This is a genomic window from Kitasatospora sp. NPDC003701, assembly GCF_053587085.1.
Window position 1 is genome coordinate 24,857 of the sequence record NZ_JBSFNM010000013.1, and the last position, 23,776, is coordinate 48,632.

Sequence of the window (23,776 nt, forward strand, 5' to 3'; positions counted from 1 at the left end):
TGTTCAGCTGGGCTCAGCGGGTCTGCGCCTCGAAGAACCACCGCTGGTTGGGGTTGCCGTTGCACTGCCAGACACCGAGGGCGGCGCCGTTCCCGGTGTTCCACCCCGGCAACTCCAGGCAGGTGTTGGAGTCGGGGTTGTAGAGCGACCCGTCGTACTGCCGTATCCAGGTCTGCGCAGCGGCGTCGCCGCAGGCCTGGGACGTGACGTTCGTTCCCCAGTGCACCGGCTTGTCCTTGGTTCCCAGGCAGCGATCGACGCCCGGGACCTTGAGCTGGTTCTTCTCGGTCAGCGTGAAGTGCTGCGCGTCGCCGTTGTAGCAGTCGTAGACGGCGGCGGTGGCTCCCAGGCCACCACCCCAGCTGTCGACGCATTTGGCAGGGTTGTAGGCGCTGTGGATCTGCACACTGGCCGCGGTGGTGGCCAAGGTGTTGACCTGCTGATCGGTCAGCGCGTACGGGTAGAGCCGGACATCGCTGACGGCACCGTTCAACCGGTCACTGGGTCCGGGGTAGCGGGAGGTGACGTCGCCCCCGATGTTGACCGTGCCGTTGGTCTTCCAGACCCCGGGAATGTTCGCGGAGCCGGCGGCCCGGCCGTTCACGAAGAGTGTCGCCACACCGGTGCCGGCGTTGTACGTCCCCACCAGGTGGGTCCAGACACCGGTCAGCGGCGACGGCCGCTCGCCCCCGTCCACCACCGCGTAGTACGTGCTGGTGTTGTAGTTGTCCGAATCCGGGAAGACGAAGGCCCACTTGCCGAAATGGGCCGAGTACTGGAGGTAGAAGGGGCTGCGCTCCTGGCCGGCCAGCGAGACCACGGTCTGGTAGTCGTTGGTGTTGTCGAGCTTCGCCCACGCGGCAACGCTGTAGCTCTGCGTCGTGTCCAGACCGGGCTTCTCGGCGGTAGGGCCGACAACGGCGGTCGAACGGTAGATCTTGGTGCCGTCGAACGTCGTGGCCTTGTTGGCCGCACCGTTGTGATCGGCGGTGCGCGCGATGTTGTCCTTCGGGTACAGCGCGTTGGTGTCGCCGGTGTCGCCGCCGGTGCGCCCGTCGAGGGCCCACCAGAGCGGGTTCACTTCGGTGTTCCCGATCGCCTCGGGGCCGACCTGCCAGGTGAAGCCGGCGTTGGCGGTGCCGGGGGCGGTCGTCAGGCCCGTCCAGATGTCGATCCGACCCTCCCCGGTCTTGCCCCACAGGGTCGGGTGGCCGGATCCCGTGAGGTCCCCGTCGGAGCCGAGGACGGGCCAGCCGCTCACGGGTATCGCGCCGATCTTCGTTGTGGTCGCGATCTGCGTCAGGGTCGGCACCGTGATGGTGGCACCCGTGTCGTCGACGATCGGCTGGCCCTGCTCGTTGGTGGCGACCACGGTGCCGGTGGTGAAGGTGTAGGCGAGGAGGTCGCCCTGTGCACCGTCGGGTGCAGCCTGCAGGTTGCGTGCCCACAGGCCGGGGTGGCCCTGCTTGGCCCAGTCACCGGGGGTGATGAGTTCCTTGTCCTTCCACCCGGAGGCTGCCAGCTGGACGGGCTTGCCGAGGGTGTTGTACTCGGTCGCGGGGTAGTACCAGAGTGCGGCGTCGGCGCCGTTCCCGGTGCTCTCGACGGTGAGCAGACCGGTCTTGTTCCTGAACTTCAGGCCGGCGTCCAGATCGGTGTGCACCGGGTCACCGAGCGCGGCGATCCTCAGGGTGGTCGACCAGTCCGTGGCGTTGTAGCCGGGTGCTGTGCGCCAGGCACAGGTTTCCGTGGCCGTCACTGCGCACTGGGGCTTTGTGAGCTTGCTCTTGGAATTGATCCGGCCGACGACACTGTCGTTGTTGGGGTTTCCGTAGATCCAGAGGTTGACGTCCCTGGGCGCGTGCGCGATGACGTCGTCCACGTTGTGGCCACCGCTCAGGGTGCCCCGGTGGGTGAACTGGATGTTGTTCCAGCCCTGACTCGTGGGTGAGTCGGCCGCCGTGGCGGCAACGGCCACGGCGGGGCTCGTCGCGTTCGGGTTCCCAGGAGCGTTGTAGGTGCGCAGGTAACCCGACTGGTCTGCGGTCAGGATGTCCGGTGCGCTGTCACCGGTGACGTCGCCGAAGACCGGCGGTGGCCCGTCCGGGTTCCACGGAACGTAGAAGGCGTACTGGGCGATCGGCGACACGTTGCGCGCGTTGTCCATCACCCGGATGTACAGGATGTTGGTGCCCCAGTGCGTCGGCAGGACGCCGATGCCCCCCTGCGGGAACGAGGAACCGCAGGACCAGGGCGCTCCGGACAGCTGCGGGTTCCAGGACCACTGGGCGCAGACGAGGCCGGACCCGGTTCCGTCGTTCGGTGCAGCGTCCGCCGCCGAGAACGGGACGACGCCCCACTCGCCGGAGCGCTTCTTGGAGACCTGGCCGTTGCCGGACGGCGGGAACTGCGTCGCGAGGTCGGCATCGGACAGCTGGCTGTAGACGTTCGGGACGCTCAGGGTCGGCGGCGTGAGGTCGATGCCGAAGCGGCAGGTGGGTGTCGAGCTGGACTTCGCGTCGATCAGCGTGTCGTAGGACTGGGCGCCCCAGCCGTAGACGTGGCCGTCCTTGAGCACCTCGGACGGCACCTGGTAGCTCGCGACCGCCCCGTTGGCGACCTCGGACGACTCGCCCTTGGCGACGTCCGGGATGCCCGGCAGCGAGTAGTCCCAGATGTGGGTGTAGGACTTCAGGGTGTTCTGTATGGGGCTGTGCACATTGGCGTTGAGCGAGACGTTTCCGTTGAATCCGGCGGAGGAGTTCATCCAGCCCAGGGTCGAGCCGTCACAGCCTTGGTTGTCCGTCCACGGTACGGCCGTGTTGGGGACCGGCCAGGCGTTCGGGTTGGTGGGGGTCTCCGGGTAGCGGTCGTACTCGATCACGACGACCGGCCGGTAGTCCATCCGCTTGAACGCGTACTTGTTCGTCTCGTCGCGAGCGATGAGGGCGAAGGTCAGCGTGTCCTGCGACGGTGCGTAGTTCTGGTAGGCGGAGGTGACGTTGTACTGGAACAGGAGGTTGTCGTGGCAGCCGGGACTGCCGGATCCGGCCACGTCGGCGGTGCCGACGAGGCCGCCGATGAAGCCCGGGGCGTTGTTCCAGGTGGTCCAGTTGTTGATGGCACCGGTCTGGTACAGGTCCACGGTGTAGGGCTTGGCACAGTTGTGGTCCGAGGACTCGTACTCCCAGACCGACATGACGGCGCTGTGGATGACGATGTCGTTGTACCAGCGGGTGTCGAACTGGAAGTAGGACCGTTCGACACCCTTCTCGACCTGCCACCCCTGGTAGCCGACCCCGGGGTGGGAGTACTCGTCGCCGTTGGCGGTGGTCTTCAGGTAGTTGGAGGTTGTCGCATGCGCCGACTGGGTCCAGGTCCAGGCGTTGCCCTCGCGTCGGTCGGGCTGCCAGACCGGGTCGATGTACCAGGGCCCCTGACCCTTGCCGAGCACGGACTGGTCGGGGATCATCTCGATGCCGTCCGCGGTTGCTGACGTGGCCATCGTGACCACCCTGGCGCCGATACCCGGGCCGTCCGCACTGCTGGTCCGGGGCGACTTGCCGGGCGCACCGGAGCCGGGGTCGTCGCCGCCCGCGGTCGGCGCGGCCTGGGCCGACTTGCCGGCCGGGGCGGCCGGGGCGACGGAGCTGTCCCACATCTGCGGCGCCGAGGCGTGCCACTTGACGGTGCCGTCCGCAGTACTGGCGGTGAGGTTGCTGCCCGCGTCGGCCTTCACCGTCACGCCCTTGGCAGTGGTGCCGAAGCGGACCTTCTGGAGCTTCGGATTGGCCGCAGCCTCAGGGGTCTTGACGATGAGGACGGTGCTGAGACCGCCGGTGGCGCCGGCAGTCACCTTGAGGTCGACACCGGGGGAGACCTCGGGGTAGACCAGGCCGTCGCCGTCCTCGTCCACGGTGGGCTTGGTGAGCGGGAACGGCGACTCGATCGTGAGGGTCTCGCCCTCGGGAGTGGTGAGCGTGCCGAGCGGGCCGGGACCGCCGCCCGAGAGGTGGACACCGGAGGCGGCGACCTTGGGCCGGTAGCCACCCCCGGTCTCGGCGACGAGAGTCGCGTCGAGCTTGGCCCAGGAGCCGTCCGTTTGCTTCGCCCGCTGCTGGTCGGTGTGCTGGCTCCGGGAGAGATGGCCCTGCGGAGTGGCGACGGTCTCGCTGAACTCGTCGGTCAACTCCGGAACCGGGACGGGCTTTCCGGTCGCCTTGGCCTGGGTCGTCGCCTTGTCGACGGCAGTGACGACGGTCTTCTCGCCGGCCCGCTTGGCATCGGCTTCGGCCATGATCGTGGACAGGTCGGGTGAGCTGGCGGCCGGCGAGGCGGGCGGCGGAGCGGATGGCGAGTTGGCGAAGGCGACCGGCGCCACCGAGGTCAATGCCAGGAGAAGGCCGACGGCAGCGGCGACGGATCGCCGGGACGAGTAACTGGAACGGAGCGCGCCGGAGCGCGCCCCGGGCGGAGCGGCAGGCATGGTGAGTCCCCCCACGGACATGTCGAGTCAGCTGCGCGTGCAAGATCTGTGAAGCCCACGCGCAGAGTTCGGTAGCAAGCTGTCGCAGACGCAATGGTTCGTCAACCGCTTATTCGTACGGATGTCCGATTTGCAGTCGCCGCTCCCGTTAACTTACCGTGTGAGGTCGGTCACCCAGGTGATAGGTCGACAATATGCTCGACCGGAGGACGGTCGAGGGCCTAGCCTCCGCCACAGTCATCCGTCCGTACCCGACTCGGGTGCGGTTGAGCCTGTGGGGGGTCGAGGTGTCGGTTCGTCATGTCCGTTTCTCCTGGTTGATCGGGAGGGGGAGTCCGTCGCCGGGGAGGCGGAGATCTCGTGTAGCCCTTGTGAGTTCACTGGCGATTCTGAGTGCGCTGGTCTCGCCGATGGCGCCGGCGCTCGCCGCGTCCTCGGTGGACAAGGACAAGATCTGGTCGCCGCCGAACACCCCGCTGCCGAGGACGGCGTCCGTTCCCGGCAAGGCGGAGAAGCCCAAGGCGGTCCCGCCTGCCACCGGTTCGCCGAACTGGGTCCCGCCCAAGACGCCGGTGCGGGCCACCCACGGCGCCGCCCTGGCGACGCTGGAGACGGCTCCGCCCGCCGGCTCCGTCACGATGCGCAAGGACGCGGGCGGGACCGAGGTCCGCGAGCCCGCCGCCGGCGCCTCCCGGCAGGCGGGCGACCTGCCCGTCTGGCTGGCCCCGCTGGCCCCGGAGGCGGCTCCGGCGAAGGGCTCGGCCGAAGCGCCCGCCAGTGACGTCGCACCGGCCCCCGGCTCCGTGCGGGTGGACGTGGCGGACGCGAAGGCGGCCGACGCGCTCGGCGTCCAGGGCACCCTGCTGGCGCTCTCCCGCAGCGGCCAGGCGGGCGCGTCCAAGGTCCGCGTCGCGCTGGACCTCGGCGGCGTGGGCTTCGGCGGTGACTTCGCCGAGCGCGCCCGCCTGGTCGCGTTGCCGGCCTGTGCGCTGACCACGCCCGAGGTGCCGAGTTGTCTGGTCCGCACCCCGGTGCCGTCCCATTACGACGCGCAGGCGAAGAAGCTGGTCGCGGACATCGAGCTCCCGGCGGTGGAAGCGCCGCTGACCGCGCGTGAGCAGAGTGCGGGGAAGTCGGCCGCCCTCGCGCCGTCCGCCGCACCCGCGCCCGCAGCACTCGCACCGATGGTCCTGGCCACCGAGGGCGCGCCCTCCAGTGGCACCGGCACCTACAGTGCGACCTCGCTTTCGTCGAGCCAGGCGTGGACGGCCGGCAGTTCCTCGGGGTCGTTCAACTACAGCTACCCGATCCAGTCGCCGCCGACCCTCGGTGGGGCGGCGCCGCAGCTCGCACTCGGCTACGACTCGGCCTCGGTCGACGGCCGGACGGCCTCCACCAACTCCCAGGCCTCCTGGATCGGTGACGGCTGGGACCTCAGTTCCGGATTCGTGGAGCGGTCCTACAAGCCGTGCGCCAAGGCCGGCATCCCGGGCTCCGCCGACCAGTGCTGGGGCGGTGCCAACCTCACGCTCTCGCTGGGCGGCCACTCCGGCGAGCTCGTTCCACACGACACCTCGTGCGTCACCACGGACAGCCGGTTCGAGCAGTCCAAGTGCACCTGGCGGCTGAAGAACGACGACGGCACCAAGGTCGAGTTCCTGACCGGTGCCGCCAACGGCACCTGGAGCGAGTCGTACCTGAAGGTCACCGACACCTCCGGCACGGTTTACTACTTCGGGCTCAACCAGGTGCCCACCGCGGCCGGTGCCCCCAGCAGGGTCGGTCCCGAGAGCAAGTCGGTGTGGACGGTGCCGGTCTACTCGCCGAACGCCGGTGACCCCTGCTACGACGCGGCCAAGGGCAAGGGCTCCTGGTGCCAGATGGCGTGGCGGTGGAACCTGGACTACGTCGTCGACCCGCACCACAACCTGACCACCTACAGCTACGCCCCCGAGACCAACTGGTACGCGCGCGGCGGCGGTCAGAACCCGGGCGCGGGGGTGAACACCCTCTACACCCGTGGTGGCACCCTCGCCTCGATCGGCTACGGCCAGCTGGACTCGGACCAGATCGCCGCAGGCGGCAGCTACCAGCCCGCTTCGAAGATCGATTTCGAGACGGGGGAGCGGTGCATCGCCGCCAACTGCGACCCGTCGCAGCGCACCTCGGCGAACGCCGCCGACTGGCAGGATGTGCCGCTGGACAAGCAGTGCGCCCAGTCGGGCGCCTGCGCCAACACCGGCCCGAGCTACTGGTCCACGAAGTGGCTGAACACGATCACCACCAAGGTCCGGTCCGGCGGGTCGTACCGTCCGGTGGACAGCTACGAACTCGTGCACAGCTTCAAGGCGCCCGAGAATCCGACCGAGAACACCAGGATCCCGTGGCTGGAGTCGGTCCGACGGATCGGCAAGGACACCTTCAACGGTCCCGAGGAGAAGGACCTCCCCAAGGTCACCTTCGCCAGCGCGATGCTGCCCAACCGCGTCGACGGTCTCGTCCCGGCCCGCCCGCGGTACAACCGCCCGCGCATCGAGGTCATCACCAGCGAGACCGGCGGCACCATCTCCGTCGCCTACAAGCTCGCCTCGTGCTCGCGGACCGACGGCCGGATGCCCGCGTCCGCCGACGACAACACGATGAGCTGCTACAACGTCAAGTGGTACGACAGCGCCATTCCGGGCACCGCCGACGACTGGTTCCTGCGCTATCCGGTGGCGTCCGTCACCGTCGACCCGAACGGCAACCTCGTCCAGGGCTCGGTGCCGAAGAGCACCAGCTACGAGTACGGCAAGGCCGCGTGGCACCGCAACGACGGCGCCCTGGTCGACTCCGACTACCGGACGTGGGACCAGTTCCGTGGCTACGCCAGCGTGACCGCGGTGACCGGCTCCGGTACGGACGGGGCCAAGTCGAAGTCCGCCACGTACTACTACCAGGGCATGGACGGTGATCTCAAGGCGAACGGCCAGACGAAGACCGTGACGGTGGCCGGTCCGAAGAGCGGCGCCCAGGCCGACAAGGACTGGCTGTCCGGCCGTGTGTTGGAGTCGGACAGTTACACCGACGCCGATGCCGTCCACACCGATCCCGTCGGCTACACGGTGAACACCAGCTCCGGCGAGTCTTCGACCGCTACGCACAAGCGCACCGGCCTGCCGGACCTGGAGGCCCGCTACGCGGCGACCACGTCGAGCAGCGTGAGCACGGTGAAGACCACCGGCGGAACGCGCACCACGTCCACGGTGACCAAGACCGACAAGGACTACAACAACCGGGTCAAGTCCGCCCGAAGCACTGCCGACGGGACGCCCGACCTCTGCACCCGTACCGGGTACGCGGTCGGAAGCAACCCGCAGATGACGGGCCTGGTGTCCGAGGTGCTTACCGTCTCGGGCGGCAACGCTTGCGACGCCACGGCGACCGCGGCCAACACGGTCTCCGGCACTCGTACCCTCTACGACGGCGCGGCCTTCAAGGCGGCGGGGGCCAAGGGGGAGGCCACCGGTGGCCAGGTACTCGACCGCTACGACGGCTCCGGTACGGCCCAGTACGTGACCAGCGGCGCCAGCACCTACGACGTGTACGGCCGCGTGGCCACCGTCACGGACCTGACCGTGTCCGATGGCGCGAACCCCAACGGCGCGGTGGTGACCACCTCGTACAGCTCGGCAAACCCGGGCGAGTTGCCGAACCGTACGGTGACCGGGACGCCGGCACCGGCCGGCGCTCCGGACGCCGGTTCCCGTCGCGAGACCACGGTGACGGCGAACCCGGCCCGGAACCTGCCGATCACCACCACCGACCCCAACGGCCGCAAGGTCACCCAGTCCTATGACTCGTTGGGTCGACTGAAGGCGGTCTGGACACCTGGCCGCGACACCGCGCTGAGCGCCAACTACACCTACGACTACGCGGTCAACGGGACCACCGCGCCGTCCACGATCAGCAGCAGCACGCTGCGTTCGAGCGGCCAGTACGGCACCGCGACGCAGATCATCGACGGCCTCGGACGGGTGATTCAGACGCAGAGCCCGCCGGCGATCTCCGCCTACCACGGCCGGTTGATCACCGATACCTTCTACGACTCGCAGGGGCGTGCCAACCAGGCCTACAACACCTACTACGAGGACACCGACGGCCCCGGAACGACGCGATGGAGGCCGGACGGCGCGATGGTGCCGAACCGGACGACCACCCAGTTCGACGGCATGGGCCGACCGGTCAGCACGCAGTTCATCGCCCTCGGCGTGCTGCAGAACACCACGAACACGGCCTACCCGGGCGCGGACCGGGTCGACGTGACCCCGCCCGCCGGGGCCACCGCGACCAGCACCGTCAACGACGCCCGCGGCCGCACCGCGCAGCTCTGGCAGTACCGGACGCCGACCGCGACCGGCAACCCGGCCGACGCGGACGTCACCACGTACACCTACACACCGGGCGGCCAGGCGGCGACGCGGGTGGACGCAGCGGGCAACAGTTGGAGCTACGGCTACGACCAGCGCGGACGCCAGATCCGCGCCGACGATCCGGACACGGGCGTGTCGACCCGCAGCTACGACAGTGCCGGCCGGCTCGCCGCCACGACCGACGCGCGCAACCAGACGGTCGCGGTCACCTACGACCTGATCGGTCGCAAGACCGGCACCTACAACGGCACGGTGGCCCCGGCCAACCAGCTGACCGGCTACACCTACGACACCGTGGCCAAGGGCCAGGCGGCATCGTCGACCCGGTACGTGGGTGGTGCGAGCGGCGCGGCCTACACCAAGGCAGTCACCGAACTGGACGTCGCCTACCGGCCGATCGCTACGACCGTGTCCCTTCCCGGCAGCGAGATCGGCAAGACCGGTCAGGTGACCTTCGGGTACCGAGCCTGGTACGACTCGATCACCGGTGCACTGGTCTCGGAAAGTCGCGCTGCCGCCGGCAGCCTGGCCGACGAGTCGATCACGTACAAGTACGAGGACTACGGCCTGCTGTATGGCATGGGCGGCGCCGGGGTCACCTACCTCCGTCAGGCCGACTGGGACGCCTACGGGCGCAACATCCGCTCCACGATGAACTCGTGGGGTACCTACCTGGTCGCCACGAACACCTATGACGAGCCGACCGGTCGGCTGCTGAACCAGTACATCGACAAGCAGACGGCGGCCACCGGCTCCGTCCAGAACACCACGTACGCCTACAACCAGGCCGGCCAGATCACCGCGATCAGGGCGATCCCGAACAACACCCCGTCCGCGACCGACCTGCAGTGCTTCAGTTACGACTACCTGGGCCGCCTGACCACCGCGTGGAGCGACACCGGGCAGCTGGACCAGCCGACCCCGTCACTCGGCGGGCAGGGCAGCTGCGCCAACGCTACCCCCACCAGCGGAGCGTCCGCACCGGCGAGGACCACCGTCGGAGGCGGCGCCGCCTACTGGCAGGAGTACGGCTACGACCTGGCCGGTAACCGCACCAAGCTGGTCAACCACGACCCGGCGGGCGACCCCGCCAAGGACCTGACGGCCGGCCAGACCTTCCCGGCCCCCGGCACCCGCAACACTCCCACCGCGGCCGCCGGTACGGGTGGCGGCACCGGCGGTCCGCACGCGCTCGCAACCGGCAGGTCCACCTTCGGCGTCGCAGCCGGTGTGCAGGGAGCGGACGAGTACGACGCGGCCGGCAACACCACGAAGATCAACAATCCTGGGGGCACCAAGGAACTCAAGGCGGGCTTCGTTCTCAATTCCGGCGAGTCGGTGCGCTCCAACAGCGTCCAGCTCGCCATGCAGCCCGACGGAAACCTGGTACTCAGCTCGCTGCGCACCGGAAAGGCCGTCTGGTCCACCAACACCCAGGACCACCCGGGTGCTTGGGCGACCATGCAGGACGACGGCAACTTCGTCGTCTACGACCCGCAGCGCGTCCCGCTCTGGTCCTCCAGGACCTGGGTCGGCAACAACAGCGGCTACTCCGCCAAGGTGCAGGACGACGGCAACTTCATCGTCGTCGCGCCGGGTGGGCAGGCGAAGTGGAGCAGCGTCACCTGGAACGCCGTCGATGCCGCGAACGGCACCACGCTCACCTGGGACTTCGAGGGCAAACTCGCCTCACTCACCCAGGGCGCTGCCACCACGACGTACGTCTATGACGCGGACGGCAACCAGCTGGTGCGCCGCAACCCGGGCAAGGTGACGGTCAACCTCGGCGGCGGTGACGAACTCACCTACGACATCGCCAGCAACACCAGCACGGGTGCGCGCTACTACAGCATCCCCGGTGGCATCACCCTGGTCCGCGAGGGCCCGGGCAAGCTCGCCTATCAGTTCTCCGACCACCACGGCACCAGCTCCCTGTCCATCGAATCCGCGACCACCAACGAGACCCGCCGCACGTTCGATCCCTTCGGCGCCACCCGCGGCCCCGGCTCCCTCGCCACCCCCTGGTCCGGCGACAAGGGCTACGTCGGCGGCCTCAAGGACGACGCCACCGGCTTCACCAACCTGGGGGCGAGGCAGTACCAGCCGGGCACCGGCCGCTTCCTCAGCCCCGACCCCATCCTCGACGCCGGCGACCCACTCCAGTGGAACGCCTACGCCTACAGCAACAACAACCCGGTCAACCGCTCCGACCCCAACGGCCTCAAGTCCGAGGAGTGCGGCACGCTGTACGACTGCGGCTCGGCCGGCACCATCACCATGAAGAACGCGGCGGAGACGACGGCGAACAACGTCTCGGCTGCAGCCCTGCAACGGCTCGACGATACACAGCGAAATTCGGACTACTATGATTCGGCCCAGCAGGCGGGATTCGGTCCGAAGCCAGCCAAGTCGCAGCGGAAGGGAAATAAGGGTGCGCAGGGGAGTGCCGACAATGGAATTATCATGGTGAGATTCTTTATACCCGAGAAAGAAGCGGCATTCGGATCTCTTCTGGGTGATAATCGATCGTGGTCGAGGGCTCCGGTTGACAGTGCTCGCATGACCCTGTTTTGGAATACTGCCACTGGGGAGGCGAATTTCACCGTCATGCCGTCCGTCACCGCCGAGGGGCACGTGAAGCCCGGCAGTAAGGATGGTGAGTGGGTCCCGCAGGAGGTGGAGTCAGCAAAGGGTATCGACGAAGGTGAGAGCTACTGGTGGACTACGGTCAGACATCGGAATGCAATTGCATTCAGGCGGTCGGATGGCGGTGGACTTGCGGCGAGCATCCATGGCATCAATAGCAAAATGCCAATATTTGGCACCGACGTCCAAATTAATATTGAAATCAATTCATTTGGAATTCGAGTCAACCGCAAGGGTGATGACTATCCCAATATGGAGGTGGTTCAGTACCGTCGCGGGAAAACTCCTAATCTTCTCGCCCAGGACCCCTGGGGTGCCGCGCCGGGTGACCCTGGCTTGCTTGCGATACCAGCACTTTTTGATATCTACAAGATCAACCGAACCCACGAAGAGGGTAGGTGTATCTCAGGATGCTGACTCGCGGGGTTGTTCGAACGTTCAGATGGTTTGCGTGGGCGGCGCTTAGATATATAGCGACCTGTGTAGTGCCTGTGTATGCACTCCTTCTTGTGCTTGCGGCGTTCTCTCCTGATGGGCGTGACGCCGACGGGTTTTCGCAAAATGGGCCCGAGGGCTACTATGCGATTCTGCTGATGATCTCGGTGACAATAACTGTCCCTGCGCTGATCTCGATTCTTTTGGTGGCTTTTCCCGCAGCGAAGGGGAGGGATGTTCGAGGTGTTGTAGCATTGTTGCTTGCCCTGCCACCCGCGCTCTACTTGCTCGCGGGTGCCTGGCCCTTCTTGTTGATGAGCCTTCTTGGTGTTGTTTATGCAGGACTGATAATGCCTGCAGCGGCTCCTGAGGTCTTGAAGCCTGAGGCTGAAGGGAAGTAATGCCTGCTGGGGCGGTGTAGCTCGTCTTTGCCCGGCCGGGATTCCCCGGCCGGGCTCTTTGTGGCGTCAGTACCCTCAATGCGATCCGATCCGACAGCCGGTCACCCACCGGCAAATTCACCTGCCCAGGTCATGGAACAACCAATCCAACGACCCAAGCCCACCAAAGTCACGGGTATTGGGGCTAGGCCAGCAGCTCAGTGGTAGGATTCGGTCAAAGCGAATCAGGCTCGCGCATTCGGGCAGATGATCTCGCGAACGGTTGCCACGATGCGAACTCCTTGCTCCTCGTTGAGGAAGAAGCTTCCGTCTCCTGCGAAAACGGACATCGTGTACTGGAGAGTACTGGCGTCGTCCGATCCTCTGCTGATTTCGGTACATACCATTTGAGCGTTCATCCCGGGAGTTCCGTAGCTCCTCAGTTCGGGTTCGATTTCCGCCAGAGCCTTGGTCAGCTTTGAGAGGGTGGCGGCGTCGGGCGGGGGCCATAGCTTCGCGGAGCGGCTAGCGCGTGGAGTCGGGGCGGCGTTCGGCGAGTCGTCCGGGCCTTCCTGTCCTCGTCGGTCGTAGAACCATGCTGCCAGGGAGAAGACCGCTACCGCTGCAAGTGCTGTGGTGAGGGCGACAACGACCTGATGGATTCGCGACTGCATGGCGACATGCTTCCAAGGTGGAGCGCGGAAGGGAACAGCGAGTTTCCGGCGCCGCAATGGTGACGGACGCTCAGTGGCGGCGAGTGCGAGGGCTGTCAGCCGGTCGCCGTGCCGAAGGGGTTGTCGATGATGTACTGCCACCTGCCGTCCGGGCCGCGGCGGGCGACGTCGGTGGCGGTGCCTTCGAGGTGGACGTGGGTGCCGTCGGGGCCGGGGCCGTCGATGGTCCAGTCGACGATGAGGAGGGCGATGTCGTCGGCGACGTAGGTGTGCCGGGGGTGGACGGTGATGGGGAGGCCGAGGGCGAGGAAGTCGGCCGTTGCGCGGGTGAGTTCGGGACCGGTGACGGGGGAGCCGGGGGTGGGGACGAAGACGGCGCCCGGTGCGTAGACCTGCTGGACGGCCGCGAGGTCGCCGGAGTTGAAGGCGGCGGCGAAGACGGCCGGGTGTTGTTCGGCCTCGGTGGTCAGGGGGACAGTGGTGGGATGGGTCATGAGGGCAGTGAAATCGGCGGCCGAGTAGGTCACCAAACGGAAAGCGACGTGGCGCAGCGGCGTTGGGACGTCGAGTTGGTCCCCGACGAGCACGGTCGGACGGTGCGTCCGGAGGCCGGCTGTCCGGTGGAGGTGGCGCTGGCGGCGGTCGCGGGGCGTTGGACGACGCTGGTGCTGCGCGAGTTGATGCACGGCCCGCTCTCCTTCGGTGAACTGCGGCTCCGGCTCCCGGAGATCAGTCCGAAGGTGCTCGCCGACCGCCTGCGCGTGCTGGAGGAGCGTGGTCTGGTCGAGTGCGAGCGCCTGCGCGGGTTCCCGGTGCGGACGAGCCACCGGTTGACGGAGACCGGGCGCGCGTTGCGGCCGTTGCTCGTCGAGTTGTACCGGACCGGCACGGAGATCGGTGTGTCCGGAATGCGCGTAGGCTCGTCCGGCGATGGGGGAGGTAGTGGTGGAGCGTAGGAGGCCTCGCTTGTTCGTGGGCGCGCTGCTGTTGGCGGCCGCCCTGGCCACCGGCTGCGATGGCGGCAGCCCCGCCACCGGTGTGACGGCCGAGGCCTCGAAGGCTCCAGAGATCCACACCGACGCCCAGCCGCTGGCCGCGGCACTGCCGAAGCTCGGCCGTATCGTCGCGGCCCACTGGCAGGAGGAGGCGCTCGGGGTCCCGGGCAGCCGGGCGATCGGTCCTACCGACTACCAAGTCAGTGCCCTCATCCGCCTGGAGCCCGGCGCGGTGGCGACCCTCACGGCATCCACGCAGATGACGGGGGCGGTCATGGGGACCGGGCCGGAGAGTCTCGCCATTCCCGCCGGACTCGCCGGGTTCGCGCCGGCGGGGGCGCAGTGGCTCCACAGCAGGGACCTGGACGAGAGCCTGGTGGCGGCGGACAACGCGGAGCTCTACTTCGACCCGGCCTCGGACACCGTCTTCCTCTCTGCCGTCAACCTGCACGCGCCGACGTCGCCCACGGCCACGCCGCCAGTTGGCTGATTCCGTGGGTGCCGGCGGCGGCGGTCAGGCGCCGGCGGTCGGGCAGACGTTCTCGCGTACGGCTGCGAGGATGCGCACGACCTGCCCGTCGTCGAGGAAGTAGCTTCCATCGCCTGCGAAGGCTTGCCCGGTGGAGCGGAGGAGGCTCTTCTCGTCGGCTCCTCTCCTGATGTCGGTGCAGATCTTCTGCGCCGACATTCCCGGGCTCCCGTCCCGCAGTTCCGGATAGATCTCACCCAGCGCGGCGATCAACCGGGCGAGTGTGGCGGCGTCCGGCGCCGGCCACGGCGGGGACTCAGGTGCGCTGGTCACGCGCGGGGCGGTCTCCGGCTCGGCGTCGGCGCCGAAATCGTAGATGTACGAGGCACCGGAGAGGACCCCGGTTGCTGCCACGGTGACGGCGAGGGCGACCACTGTCTGATGCAAACGGGGGTGCATGGCGCCATGCTCCCAGAGATGTCACAAGGTGGTAGGAGGAATTCGCCCCGCTGCTGGAGGAGTTCGATCGGTGCGTCCCGATCGGACCACCCGGCTCGGGCGGTCGACCCAGGTTCGGGGCCGGGACCCGGGCCGGGACCCTGGCCGACCGGAGGTGGAGCCTGGCTCGCCGAGGTCGGGTGCAGTGCCCGGCGGAGTGCGGCCGTGCGGTAGCCCGTGATGCGGGTGCTCAGTTCGGCGTCCGGCGCCAGCAGTTCACTGGCGTGGATGCCGCCCGGCCAGACGTGCAGTTCCACCGGGGCGCGGGCCTGCAGCAGCCGGTACGGGTGGCGGCACCGGCGGTCCGCACGCGCTCGCAACCGGCAGGTCCACGTTCGGCGTCGCAGCCGGCGTGCAGGGAGCGGACGGGTACGACGCGGCCGGCAACACCACGAAGATCGACAGGCCGAGGCTGGCGGTGATATTTGTACTGCTCGGGCGCCCGGTGTGGGTGGCGTAATGACCGAATGCAGCAAAGCGTCGGACATCGAGGGCAGGCTGACTCCTGGTGTCGGAATTGTATTTGGCTCTCGGCTGGTTGAGATGGAGACCCAGGAGAGGTGGAGTGTCCTTCTCTTGGCGAGTGGTGAAAGTGTGGAGAGGCTCTATTGCCAACAGCGCACTTTCTTTGCCCGAAAGGTTTTGTAAGTCACGGTTGGCGGTGTACCGCGGACCGTCTATGCCGTCAGTATCCCGACTCAACTTCCCGGGGACTACCGGGTCGATGCCCGCCGCAAAGGAATGCCGGTGGCCGATCACATAATGCTCAACCCGATGCAGGTCGGGGCCGTCCAGTGTTGAAATAGATCATTGTCGGTGTTCGGGCCGCCCGTCCCGTTCTCCGGAGCGGGCGGCACCGTGCAATGGTCTACCGGAGGGGAGTGCCGGGTTGGGCCTGGGGGCCCTTGAGCTCGGCAATCGCGGCGGCGAGGGCGAGATAGGCTTCGACCTTCGCCGCTTCGATCTTGGTTGTGGCGCTGAGCGAGTCAGGGTTGTGTATCGATGCCAGCCAGGCTCGTGCGGTACTCGCGTGGTCGAGGTGGTTGCTCATTCGAGGCCTCCGGAAGAGATCACTAGGCAGGTACAAGCTGAGCGTAGGACCAGATTGGGTTGTATGCAGGCCTCCAGGGAGGGCTGACGCTCTGGCCGTCCGATGGGCAGTCACATGCCAACGGTAGGAGGTGAGATGTGACTGGGCCGGTGCAGCGGATGCTTCGGTGGTCGTGCTGATGCTTCTGATTCCCTGGCGCTGGGCACAGCCGCCGTCACGGACTTCCGGGGGATGAGCAGGTTCTACGAGCAGCCGACCAAGCGGTCCCCCACGGCGGCCGGGCCGGACGGTCAGCGGGCCGCCGTCGCTGGGGGTGTGCCGCCTCCGTGCGTCGTGAGGCGGGCGGAGGCGGCCTCCAGGAGGAGGTCGAGGGCGAACGGGTAGCCGCTGCGGTCCATGTCGGTGATCAGCAGGTCGGCGGTGGCGGCGATGTGCGGGTGGGTGTCGGCGCCGAGGCGGCCGTAGCGGACGCGCCAGACGGCGAGGTCGGCGGCCCGGGCGGGGGCCGGCAGGGCGAGGGCGGCCGCGTCCTGGGCGGCGAAGGCGAGGGCCTGGTCGATGAAGGCGTGGTAGATCGGGACGGCCTCCCGGTCGGGGAAGCCGGCGGAGCGCAGCACCCCGAGGATGGTCTCCACCGCCCGTATCTCGTTGTCCCGCCCGGTGGTGCGGTGGGCGGCGAGCAGGGCGGCCTGGGGGTGGGCCTGGTAGGCGGAGTGGACGCGCATGCCGATGGCGCGCAGGTCGGTGCGCCAGTCGCCGCTGAGTCGCAGGCCGTGCTGGGCGCGGCCGATCAGCTCGTCGGCGACGGCCAGCATCAGGTCGTCGGTGTTGTGGAAGTACCGGTAGACCGCGCTCGGGTCGGCGCCGAGTGCGGCGCCGAGGCGGCGGACGGTGAGGGCCGCCGCTCCGTGCTGGCCGATCAGCCGCAGGGCGGTGGCCACGATGACCTGCTCGGACAGCACCGTGCCCTGCTTGGTCGGCTTCCGGCGCCGCCGTTGCGGTTCGGGGACCACGCGTTCCGTCATGGCGGGGAGCCTAGGGCATCGACGCTTATGACAACGGCATTGACGTGTGAGGGAGGCCACGCTTTCATGGCCGCCACGGCCCGGACAGGTACCGGCCGCCACCCCTGCTCCCCCCACGATCAAGGCGGTGATCCGTTGGCAACGACGGTCAAGGACCCCGGCGACACCCCGAGAGCCGGTGCGCCCGGCGCTGCGGGCCCCATGCGCAAGTCCGTCGGCGTCGTCGGCGGGATCGTTCTCGCCGCCTCCAGCACCGCGGCGACCAGCAGCATCGGCATCGGGCTGGGCCTGATGGCGGGCGTCGTCGGCCTGCACCTCCCGGCGATCATGCTGTTGGCCTTCCTCCCCGTGCTCGGCATCGCCGGGGCGTACGGGCGGCTCAACCGCGTCGATCCCGACTCCGGCAGCAGCTACACCTGGGTCGGCCGGGTGCTCAGCCCCTGGCTGGGCTTCCTCACCGGCTGGGTCAACACCGTCGGCACCGTGGTGTTCATGGCCTACACCACCACCGTGACCGGGTCGGCGCTGATCCAGCTGCTCGGCCAGGCGCAGGTCCGCTCGGTGGCCGGGCTGCGGCTGGACGCGGACTCCACGCTCCAGGCCACCCTGCTCGGCATGGTCGTCCTGGTGGCCGCCGCGCTGGTCGCCGTGCGCGGCCTGGACCTCGCGGCCCGGCTGCAGAAGTACCTGTTGATCTTCGAGTACGTGGTGCTGCTGGCATTCTGCGGCTACGGCCTGTTCGCCGGCGACCAGCCGTTCTCGCTCGACTGGTACAACCCGTTCGCCATCCCCTCGATGGACGCCCTGGCACAGGGCATGGTGCTGGCGGTCTTCTGCTACTGGGGCTTCGAGTCGGTCTTCAGCATCGGCGAGGAGGTCCGCGAGCCGGGCGACGCCTCCCGGGGCGGCTTCATCGCGCTGGTGGTGATGCTGCTGCTCTTCCTGCTCGCCGGGACGGCCTTCCAGCGCGTGCTGCCGATCGACGAGCTGGCCGACAACGGCGCGCACGGCCTGACCTACCTCGGCGAGAAGCTGGCCCGCCAGCCGCTGGCCGCCCTGCCGCTGATCGCGCTCACCTTCTCGGCCGTGGCCTCGCTGCAGGCCTCCGTCATCCCCACCGCCCGGGGCATGTACGCGATGGGCCGCGACGGCACGCTCGGCCCGGTCTGGACCCGGATCCACCCCCGCTACGGCACCCCGGCCGCCGGCACCCTGCTGATCTCGGGCGCGGCCATCCTGCTCGCCCTGCTCTCCCTGGTCATCCCCACCGTCAACGACCTGATCTCGGCGACCGTCAACGCGATCGGCATCGTGGTGGCGCTCTACTACGCGCTCACCGCCCTGGCCGCCGCCGTGCGGTTCCGGCACCTGCTGCGCACCGCGCCGCTGGAGGGGCTGCGCGCGGTCGTCGCCCCGCTGCTCGGCGCAGCGGTGCTGCTGGCCGTCGGTGGCTACCTTTGCTGGATGCTCTACGACTCCGCCGACCACTTCGAACTCTCGGCCGACAACGGCTGGTTCGGGCTGTCCGTGCCGGTGCTGATGATCGGCTCCGGGCTGGTGGCCGCCGCGTGGTCCCGCTTCCACCGGAAGTCCGCGTACTTCGAGCGGACCACGCCGGCCGGCCCGGCCTCCGTCGACCCGGCCGCCGAACCCGAAGCCGAACCCGTCACCGTGGGCCCGGCCGGCACCGTCTGACCACCCCTGCCCCCGGCCCGCACGCCGACCCGACCCCGGCCGCACCCCGGCCGCCGAACTTCCAGGAGCACCACCCATGCCCAAGGCCGACCTGGTCTTCACCAACGGTCCCGTCCACACCGGCGACCCGGCCCGCACCCGTGCCACCTCCCTCGCCGTCACCGGTGAGCGGATCACCGCCGTCGGCCACGACGAGGTGCGCGAGCTGATCGGCCCCGGCACCGAGGTCGTCGACCTGGACGGGCGGTTGCTGATCCCCGGCTTCCAGGACGCGCACATCCACGCCGTCTTCGGCGGCATGGAGCTCGCCGAGTGCGACCTCACCGGGACGGTCGGCGCCGACGAGTACCTGCGCCGGGTCGCCGCGTTCGCCGCCGCCCACCCCGAGCGGGCCTGGATCACCGGCGGCGGCTGGTCGATGGAGAGCTTCGAGGGCGGGGTGCCCACCCGGCAGCTGCTCGACTCGGTCGTCCCCGACCGCCCGGTCTACCTGGTCAACCGCGACCACCACGGCGCCTGGGCCAACACCCGGGCCCTGGAGCTCGCCGGGGTGACCCGTGACACCCCCGACCCGGCCGACGGCCGGATCGAGCGCGAGCCGGACGGCACCCCGAGCGGGACGCTCCAGGAGGGCGCGACCGGCCTGGTCGCCCGGCTCGTCCCGCCGACCGACGCGGCCGGCCGGCTGGCGGGCCTGCACCGGGCGCAGGAGCTGCTGCACTCGCTCGGCATCACCGGCTGGCAGGACGCCCTGCTCGGTGAGTTCAACGGCCAGCCGGACCCGTCCGACGCCTACGTCGCGGCCGCCGCGGCCGGGACGCTGACCGCGCGGGTCACCGGGGCGCTCTGGTGGGACCGCGCCCGCGGCGCCGAGCAGATCGCCGAACTCGTCGCCCGGCGCGAGACGTTGACCGGCGGACGGTTCCGGGCCGGCTCGGTGAAGATCATGCAGGACGGGATCGCCGAGAACTTCACGGCCGCCCTCTCCACCCCCTACCTGGACGGCTGCGGCTGCGCCACCACCAACTCCGGCCTCAGCTTCGTCGACCCCGCGGCGCTGTGCGCCTACGTGACGGCGCTGGACGCGCTCGACTTCCAGGTCCACTTCCACGCGCTCGGGGACCGCGCGGTGCGCGAGGCGCTCGACGCGATCGAGGTCGCCCGGGCCGCCAACGGGTGGCGCGGTACCCGGCACCACCTCGCGCACCTCCAGGTCGTCGACCCGGGCGACCTGCCGCGCTTCGCCGCGCTCGGCGCGATCGCCAACATCCAGCCCCTCTGGGCCGCCCACGAGCCGCAGATGGACGAGCTCACCATCCCGTTCCTCGGCCCCGAGCGGGCCGCCTGGCAGTACCCGTTCGGCGGCCTGCTGCGGGCCGGTGCCACCCTCGCGGCCGGCAGCGACTGGCCGGTCAGCAGCCCGGACCCGATCGCCGGCATCCACGTGGCCGTCAACCGGATGGAGCCCGAGGCGACCGACGGCCGGGTCTTCCTGCCCGAGCAGCGGCTGGACCTCGCCACCGCCCTGGCCGCCTACACGGCCGGCACCGCCCATGTGAACGGCCTGGACGACGCGGGCAGCCTGCGGGCCGGCCACCTCGCGGACCTGGTGGTGCTGGACCGCGACTTCTTCGCCGCCCCGGCCGAGGAGATCGCCGGGACGCGGGTCGAGCGGACGTACGTCGGCGGCGCGCTGGTGTACGCCAGGTCCTGATCGCCGGTCGCTCCACCGCCGCGCCGCACCGGGCAACTCCGGTGCGGCGCGGCGGCCTTCGTCGGCCTCCTCCATGCCGCCGCTCAGGGTGCTCGCCGGCCCGCTCACGCCCCCTGCGGGCCGCCCGGGGGAGCGGCCCGGCGCAGCGTGCGGATCGCCGGGATCGCGAGCAGCGCCGCGCAGCCCGCCAGGCAGGCGCCCGCCGACACCAGCAGCAGCCGCCCCGGGGAGGCCAGCGCGAGGGCCGGACCCGCCAGGACCTGGCCGAGCGCGATGCCGGACACCGAGCCGCCCAGCTCGTACGCGGAGACCCGGTTGAGCACCGCGGGCGGGGTGTGGGTCTGCACGCTGGTCGCCCACATCACCGACCAGAAGGCGAGCGCGCCGCCCCCGAGGACGTGGCCCGCGAGCAGCACCGGCAGGCCGGTGTCCAGCGCCACGCTGAGCGGCAGCACGGTGTACAGCGCCATCGCCACCGTGCCGGCGGCCAGCGGCCGGGGCGGGCGCACCCGCAGCGCCAGCAGGCCGCCGAGCACCGTTCCGGCGCCGAGGAAGGAGACCGCCAGACCGTAGGCGTTCGGGCCGAGCCGGTCACCGACCAGCGCCGAACTGAGCGGTACCAGCGGGCCGAAGACCAGGACGCCGTAGCCCATCCAGATCAGGATCACCGCCCACATCCAGGTGCGGGAGCGGAACTCCTGCCAGCCCCGGCGCAGGTCGCGGCGGAGCGAACCGCCGGTGCGGGCCGGGGTGTCGGCACCGGCGGGGGCGTCCGTGGACGCGGCGGCCGGGGCGAGCCGGACGAGCGCCAGGCACAGGGCGCTGAGCAGGAAGGTCCCGGCGTCGATCGCGTACACCGTCCCGGCGCCGGTCAGCGCGATCAGCAGTCCCGCGAAGGCCGGGCCGAGCAGCTGGGCGAGCGCGTCGGCCACCTTGAGCGTGGCGTTGGCCCGCTGGGGCTCGCGGGCGACCAGCGGGACCATCCCGTTCGCCCCCGGCAGGAACATCGCGACGGCCACCCCGGCCACCGCCGCCATGGTCACCAGCAGCCAGAACGGCGGCGGCCCGGCGAAGAACGCGGCCGCCAGGATCCCCTGGGTGAGCACCCGGACGAGGTCCGCGCCGACCATCATCCGGCGCGCGCCGAACCGGTCGGCGAACACCCCGCCGAACAGGACCACGACGACGAACGTCCCGGTCCAGACCCCGAGCACGAGGCCGACCCCGGAGATCCCGTACAGCGCGCCGACGGCGAGCGCGGCGGCCACCGGCATCATCGCGTCGCCGAACATCGAGACCGTGCGGGCGGTGAAGAAGAGCGTGAACTGCCGGTCCCACAAGGGGGGCCGGACGGGCGGCCGGGCAGCCGGCGGATCGGCGGGCGGAGCGGCGGGCCGGTCGCGGGGCGGCGCGGCGGGCCGGGGGCCGGGCGGGTCGCTGAGCGGTGAGAACTGGGTCAGGGGCTTCGCGGTGGTCACAGCACCGATACTGGTTTGGACCAATCGTCCGGCCCAGTGTCCGGAACGACATGATGGGGTACTTTCGCGTCATGACGCCTCGTTCGCTGCCGAAGTCCCCGGCGCCGCACCGGGTGGTGGCCGTGTTGCAGCCCCCGCAGTCGACCTTCCCGCTGTCCTGCGCGGCCGAGGTGTTCGGAGACCACGGCCCGGCGATCCCCGTCCGCTACGCCTTCGAGGTCTGTACCGAGCACCCCGGCCCGGTGCGCACCCAGGCCGGCTACGACGTGCTGGTCACGGCGGGCCTGGACGCGCTGGAGCGTGCGGACACCGTGCTGGTCCCCGGCTGGCAGCAGCCGGCCGGCAGCGAGGTGCCGGCGGCGGTGGTCGAGGCGGTCCGCCGGGCGCACGGGCGCGGCGCGCGGATCGTCGGCATCTGCTCGGGTGCCTTCGTGCTCGCCGCCGCCGGGCTGCTGGACGGTCGCCGGGCCGCCACCCACTGGGCCCGGGCCGCCGAGCTGGCGACCCGGTTCCCGCTGGTCCGGGTCGACCCCGGGGTGCTCTACGTCGACCACGGCGACGTCGCCACCAGCGCCGGCTCCGCGGCCGGCGTGGACCTCTGCCTCCACCTGGTGCGCGAGGACCACGGCGCCGCGTACGCGCTGCGGATCGCCCGGCAGATGGTGATGCCGCCGCACCGCGAGGGCTGCCAGCTGCAATACGCCGAACTGCCCACCTCCGGGCCGGTCGCCGACTCGCTCGCGCCGCTGCTGGAGTGGCTGTCCGGGCGGCTGGACCAGCCGGTCAGCGTCGCCGAGATGGCGCTCAGGTCCCAGGTCTCGGCCCGCACGCTGACCCGGCGCTTCACCGAGCAGCTGGGCATCAGCCCCGGCCGCTGGCTGCTGGACCGGCGGATCGCCGCCACCCGGGCGCTGCTGGAGGAGACCGACCTGCCGGTGGAGACCATCGCCCGCCGGGTCGGCCTCTCCTCGGCCGTCAACCTGCGCCGGCGCTTCCACGAGGCCCTGCGCACCACGCCCGCCGCCTACCGGCGCACCTTCCGCGCGGACGAGGCCGGGTAGGCCGAACGGGTGGGCGTGGAGTGGGAAGTCGGCCGGGCCGACTTCCCGTGTCGCGTTCAGGGGGTTGGGGTGACGGTGACGCGGGGGGTCGTTGGGGCGGGCGGTGCGTGGGGCCGGGCGGGGAGCGCCCAGGCGGTGAGGGCCAGGAGGAGGACGAGGGGGAGCAGGGTGAGCGCGGCGGCCTGGGCAGTGGGGTGATCAGACTGCACGGGGGAGGTCGAGTTCGGCCCAGACGGTCTTGGCGTTGGGGTGACGGGGGATGCTGCCCCAGCGGTCGGCGAGCGCGCCGACGAGCGTGAGACCGCGTCCGGACTGCGAGTGGGCGGCACAGGCGGCGGGCACGGCGGGGTGCCGGTCGCCCCGGCAGTCGGACACCTCGATGCGCAGGGTGGCGCCGCCCCGGGGCGTGCTGGTGAGGGTGAGGGCGAGCTCGAACCGGCGGCCCGGCACCCGCCCGTGGGTGCTGGCATTGGCGGCCAACTCGGCGACCACGAGCAGCGCCGAGTGGAAGGCGTCGGTGGCACGGGAGTTGAGACCCCAGGCGGTGAGCTGCTGTCTCGCGATCCGGCGACCGATCGAGGCCCCCTTGGGGGAGGCGGTGAGCTGCGCGGTGTGGGTGCGGGCGGTCGCGGTGTCGAGGGGAATTTCGGACTTCATGTGACAAAGCCTGGTGGCTCGGAAGTACCCTGACCATGCATCGGACGAGTACGGAGAGTGCTTGTCCGGGCGCGGAGTGTTTGCCTGTCGGTGGGCTCAG

The 23,776-nt window shown here is 69.9% G+C and carries 15 protein-coding genes; 7 read left to right on the forward strand and 8 right to left on the reverse strand.

The annotated features are described in order from the left end of the window. Positions 1-13: 13 nt before the first annotated feature. Positions 14-4,297, reverse strand: coding sequence for a LamG-like jellyroll fold domain-containing protein (locus ACWDRR_RS14875; protein ID WP_449772568.1), 4,284 nt, complete (start codon positions 4,295-4,297; stop codon positions 14-16). A gap of 560 nt (positions 4,298-4,857) precedes the next feature. Here ACWDRR_RS14875 and ACWDRR_RS14880 point away from each other — a divergent pair. Both ACWDRR_RS14880 and ACWDRR_RS14885 read left to right on the forward strand, forming a co-directional pair. After that, positions 4,858-11,961 carry an RHS repeat-associated core domain-containing protein gene (locus tag ACWDRR_RS14880; protein ID WP_449772569.1) on the forward strand — a complete coding sequence of 2,368 codons (7,104 nt, stop codon included), beginning with the start codon at positions 4,858-4,860 and terminating at the stop codon, positions 11,959-11,961. Then, a complete protein-coding gene (locus tag ACWDRR_RS14885) occupies positions 11,943-12,380 on the forward strand; it encodes a hypothetical protein (protein WP_449772570.1) in 438 nt (145 codons plus the stop codon). The genes ACWDRR_RS14880 and ACWDRR_RS14885 overlap by 19 nt, the downstream gene beginning before the upstream one ends. A 224-nt stretch (positions 12,381-12,604) precedes the next feature. On the opposite strand, the gene ACWDRR_RS14890 is transcribed toward ACWDRR_RS14885, so the two are convergent. Together ACWDRR_RS14890 and ACWDRR_RS14895 are read right to left on the reverse strand one after the other, a co-directional pair. Further along, on the reverse strand, positions 12,605-13,033 hold the full coding sequence (locus ACWDRR_RS14890; protein WP_449772571.1) for a hypothetical protein: 429 nt from the start codon (positions 13,031-13,033) through the stop codon (positions 12,605-12,607). Between the two features lie 95 nt (positions 13,034-13,128). Continuing rightward, entirely contained in the window at positions 13,129-13,527 is a 399-nt protein-coding gene (locus ACWDRR_RS14895; RefSeq protein ID WP_449772572.1) for a YybH family protein, read from the reverse strand. 48 nt (positions 13,528-13,575) lie between these two features. On the opposite strand from ACWDRR_RS14895, the gene ACWDRR_RS14900 reads away from it, so the two are divergent. Beyond that, on the forward strand, positions 13,576-13,989 hold the full coding sequence (locus ACWDRR_RS14900) for a winged helix-turn-helix transcriptional regulator (RefSeq protein WP_449772573.1): 414 nt from the start codon (positions 13,576-13,578) through the stop codon (positions 13,987-13,989). A gap of 16 nt (positions 13,990-14,005) precedes the next feature. Next, positions 14,006-14,518 carry a hypothetical protein gene (locus ACWDRR_RS14905; RefSeq protein ID WP_449772574.1) on the forward strand — a complete coding sequence of 171 codons (513 nt, stop codon included), beginning with the start codon at positions 14,006-14,008 and terminating at the stop codon, positions 14,516-14,518. Positions 14,519-14,542: 24 nt separating this feature from the next. Here ACWDRR_RS14905 and ACWDRR_RS14910 read toward each other — a convergent pair whose 3' ends face one another. From ACWDRR_RS14910 to ACWDRR_RS14920, 3 genes are all read right to left on the reverse strand, one after another. Then, positions 14,543-14,956 carry a hypothetical protein gene (locus tag ACWDRR_RS14910; protein ID WP_449772575.1) on the reverse strand — a complete coding sequence of 138 codons (414 nt, stop codon included), beginning with the start codon at positions 14,954-14,956 and terminating at the stop codon, positions 14,543-14,545. Positions 14,957-15,863: 907 nt separating this feature from the next. Then, positions 15,864-16,046, reverse strand: a complete 183-nt coding sequence (locus tag ACWDRR_RS14915) for a hypothetical protein (protein ID WP_449772576.1) — start codon at positions 16,044-16,046, stop codon at positions 15,864-15,866. Between the two features lie 290 nt (positions 16,047-16,336). After that, entirely contained in the window at positions 16,337-17,071 is a 735-nt protein-coding gene (locus tag ACWDRR_RS14920) for a TetR/AcrR family transcriptional regulator (RefSeq protein ID WP_449772577.1), read from the reverse strand. 201 nt (positions 17,072-17,272) lie between these two features. Between ACWDRR_RS14920 and ACWDRR_RS14925 the strand changes: the two genes are divergently transcribed. Both ACWDRR_RS14925 and ACWDRR_RS14930 read left to right on the forward strand, forming a co-directional pair. Beyond that, the gene (locus ACWDRR_RS14925; protein WP_449772578.1) at positions 17,273-18,766 is read left to right on the forward strand and encodes an APC family permease; all 1,494 of its coding nucleotides are present in this window, start codon (positions 17,273-17,275) and stop codon (positions 18,764-18,766) included. 76 nt (positions 18,767-18,842) lie between these two features. Continuing rightward, the gene (locus ACWDRR_RS14930; RefSeq protein WP_449772579.1) at positions 18,843-20,480 is read left to right on the forward strand and encodes an amidohydrolase; all 1,638 of its coding nucleotides are present in this window, start codon (positions 18,843-18,845) and stop codon (positions 20,478-20,480) included. A gap of 104 nt (positions 20,481-20,584) precedes the next feature. Here ACWDRR_RS14930 and ACWDRR_RS14935 read toward each other — a convergent pair whose 3' ends face one another. Beyond that, on the reverse strand, positions 20,585-21,958 hold the full coding sequence (locus ACWDRR_RS14935; protein WP_449772580.1) for an MFS transporter: 1,374 nt from the start codon (positions 21,956-21,958) through the stop codon (positions 20,585-20,587). Between the two features lie 71 nt (positions 21,959-22,029). On the opposite strand from ACWDRR_RS14935, the gene ACWDRR_RS14940 reads away from it, so the two are divergent. Beyond that, a complete protein-coding gene (locus tag ACWDRR_RS14940; protein WP_449772581.1) occupies positions 22,030-23,019 on the forward strand; it encodes a GlxA family transcriptional regulator in 990 nt (329 codons plus the stop codon). Positions 23,020-23,217: 198 nt separating this feature from the next. On the opposite strand, the gene ACWDRR_RS14945 is transcribed toward ACWDRR_RS14940, so the two are convergent. Then, the gene (locus tag ACWDRR_RS14945) at positions 23,218-23,676 is read right to left on the reverse strand and encodes an ATP-binding protein (protein ID WP_449772582.1); all 459 of its coding nucleotides are present in this window, start codon (positions 23,674-23,676) and stop codon (positions 23,218-23,220) included. Positions 23,677-23,776: the final 100 nt, after the last annotated feature.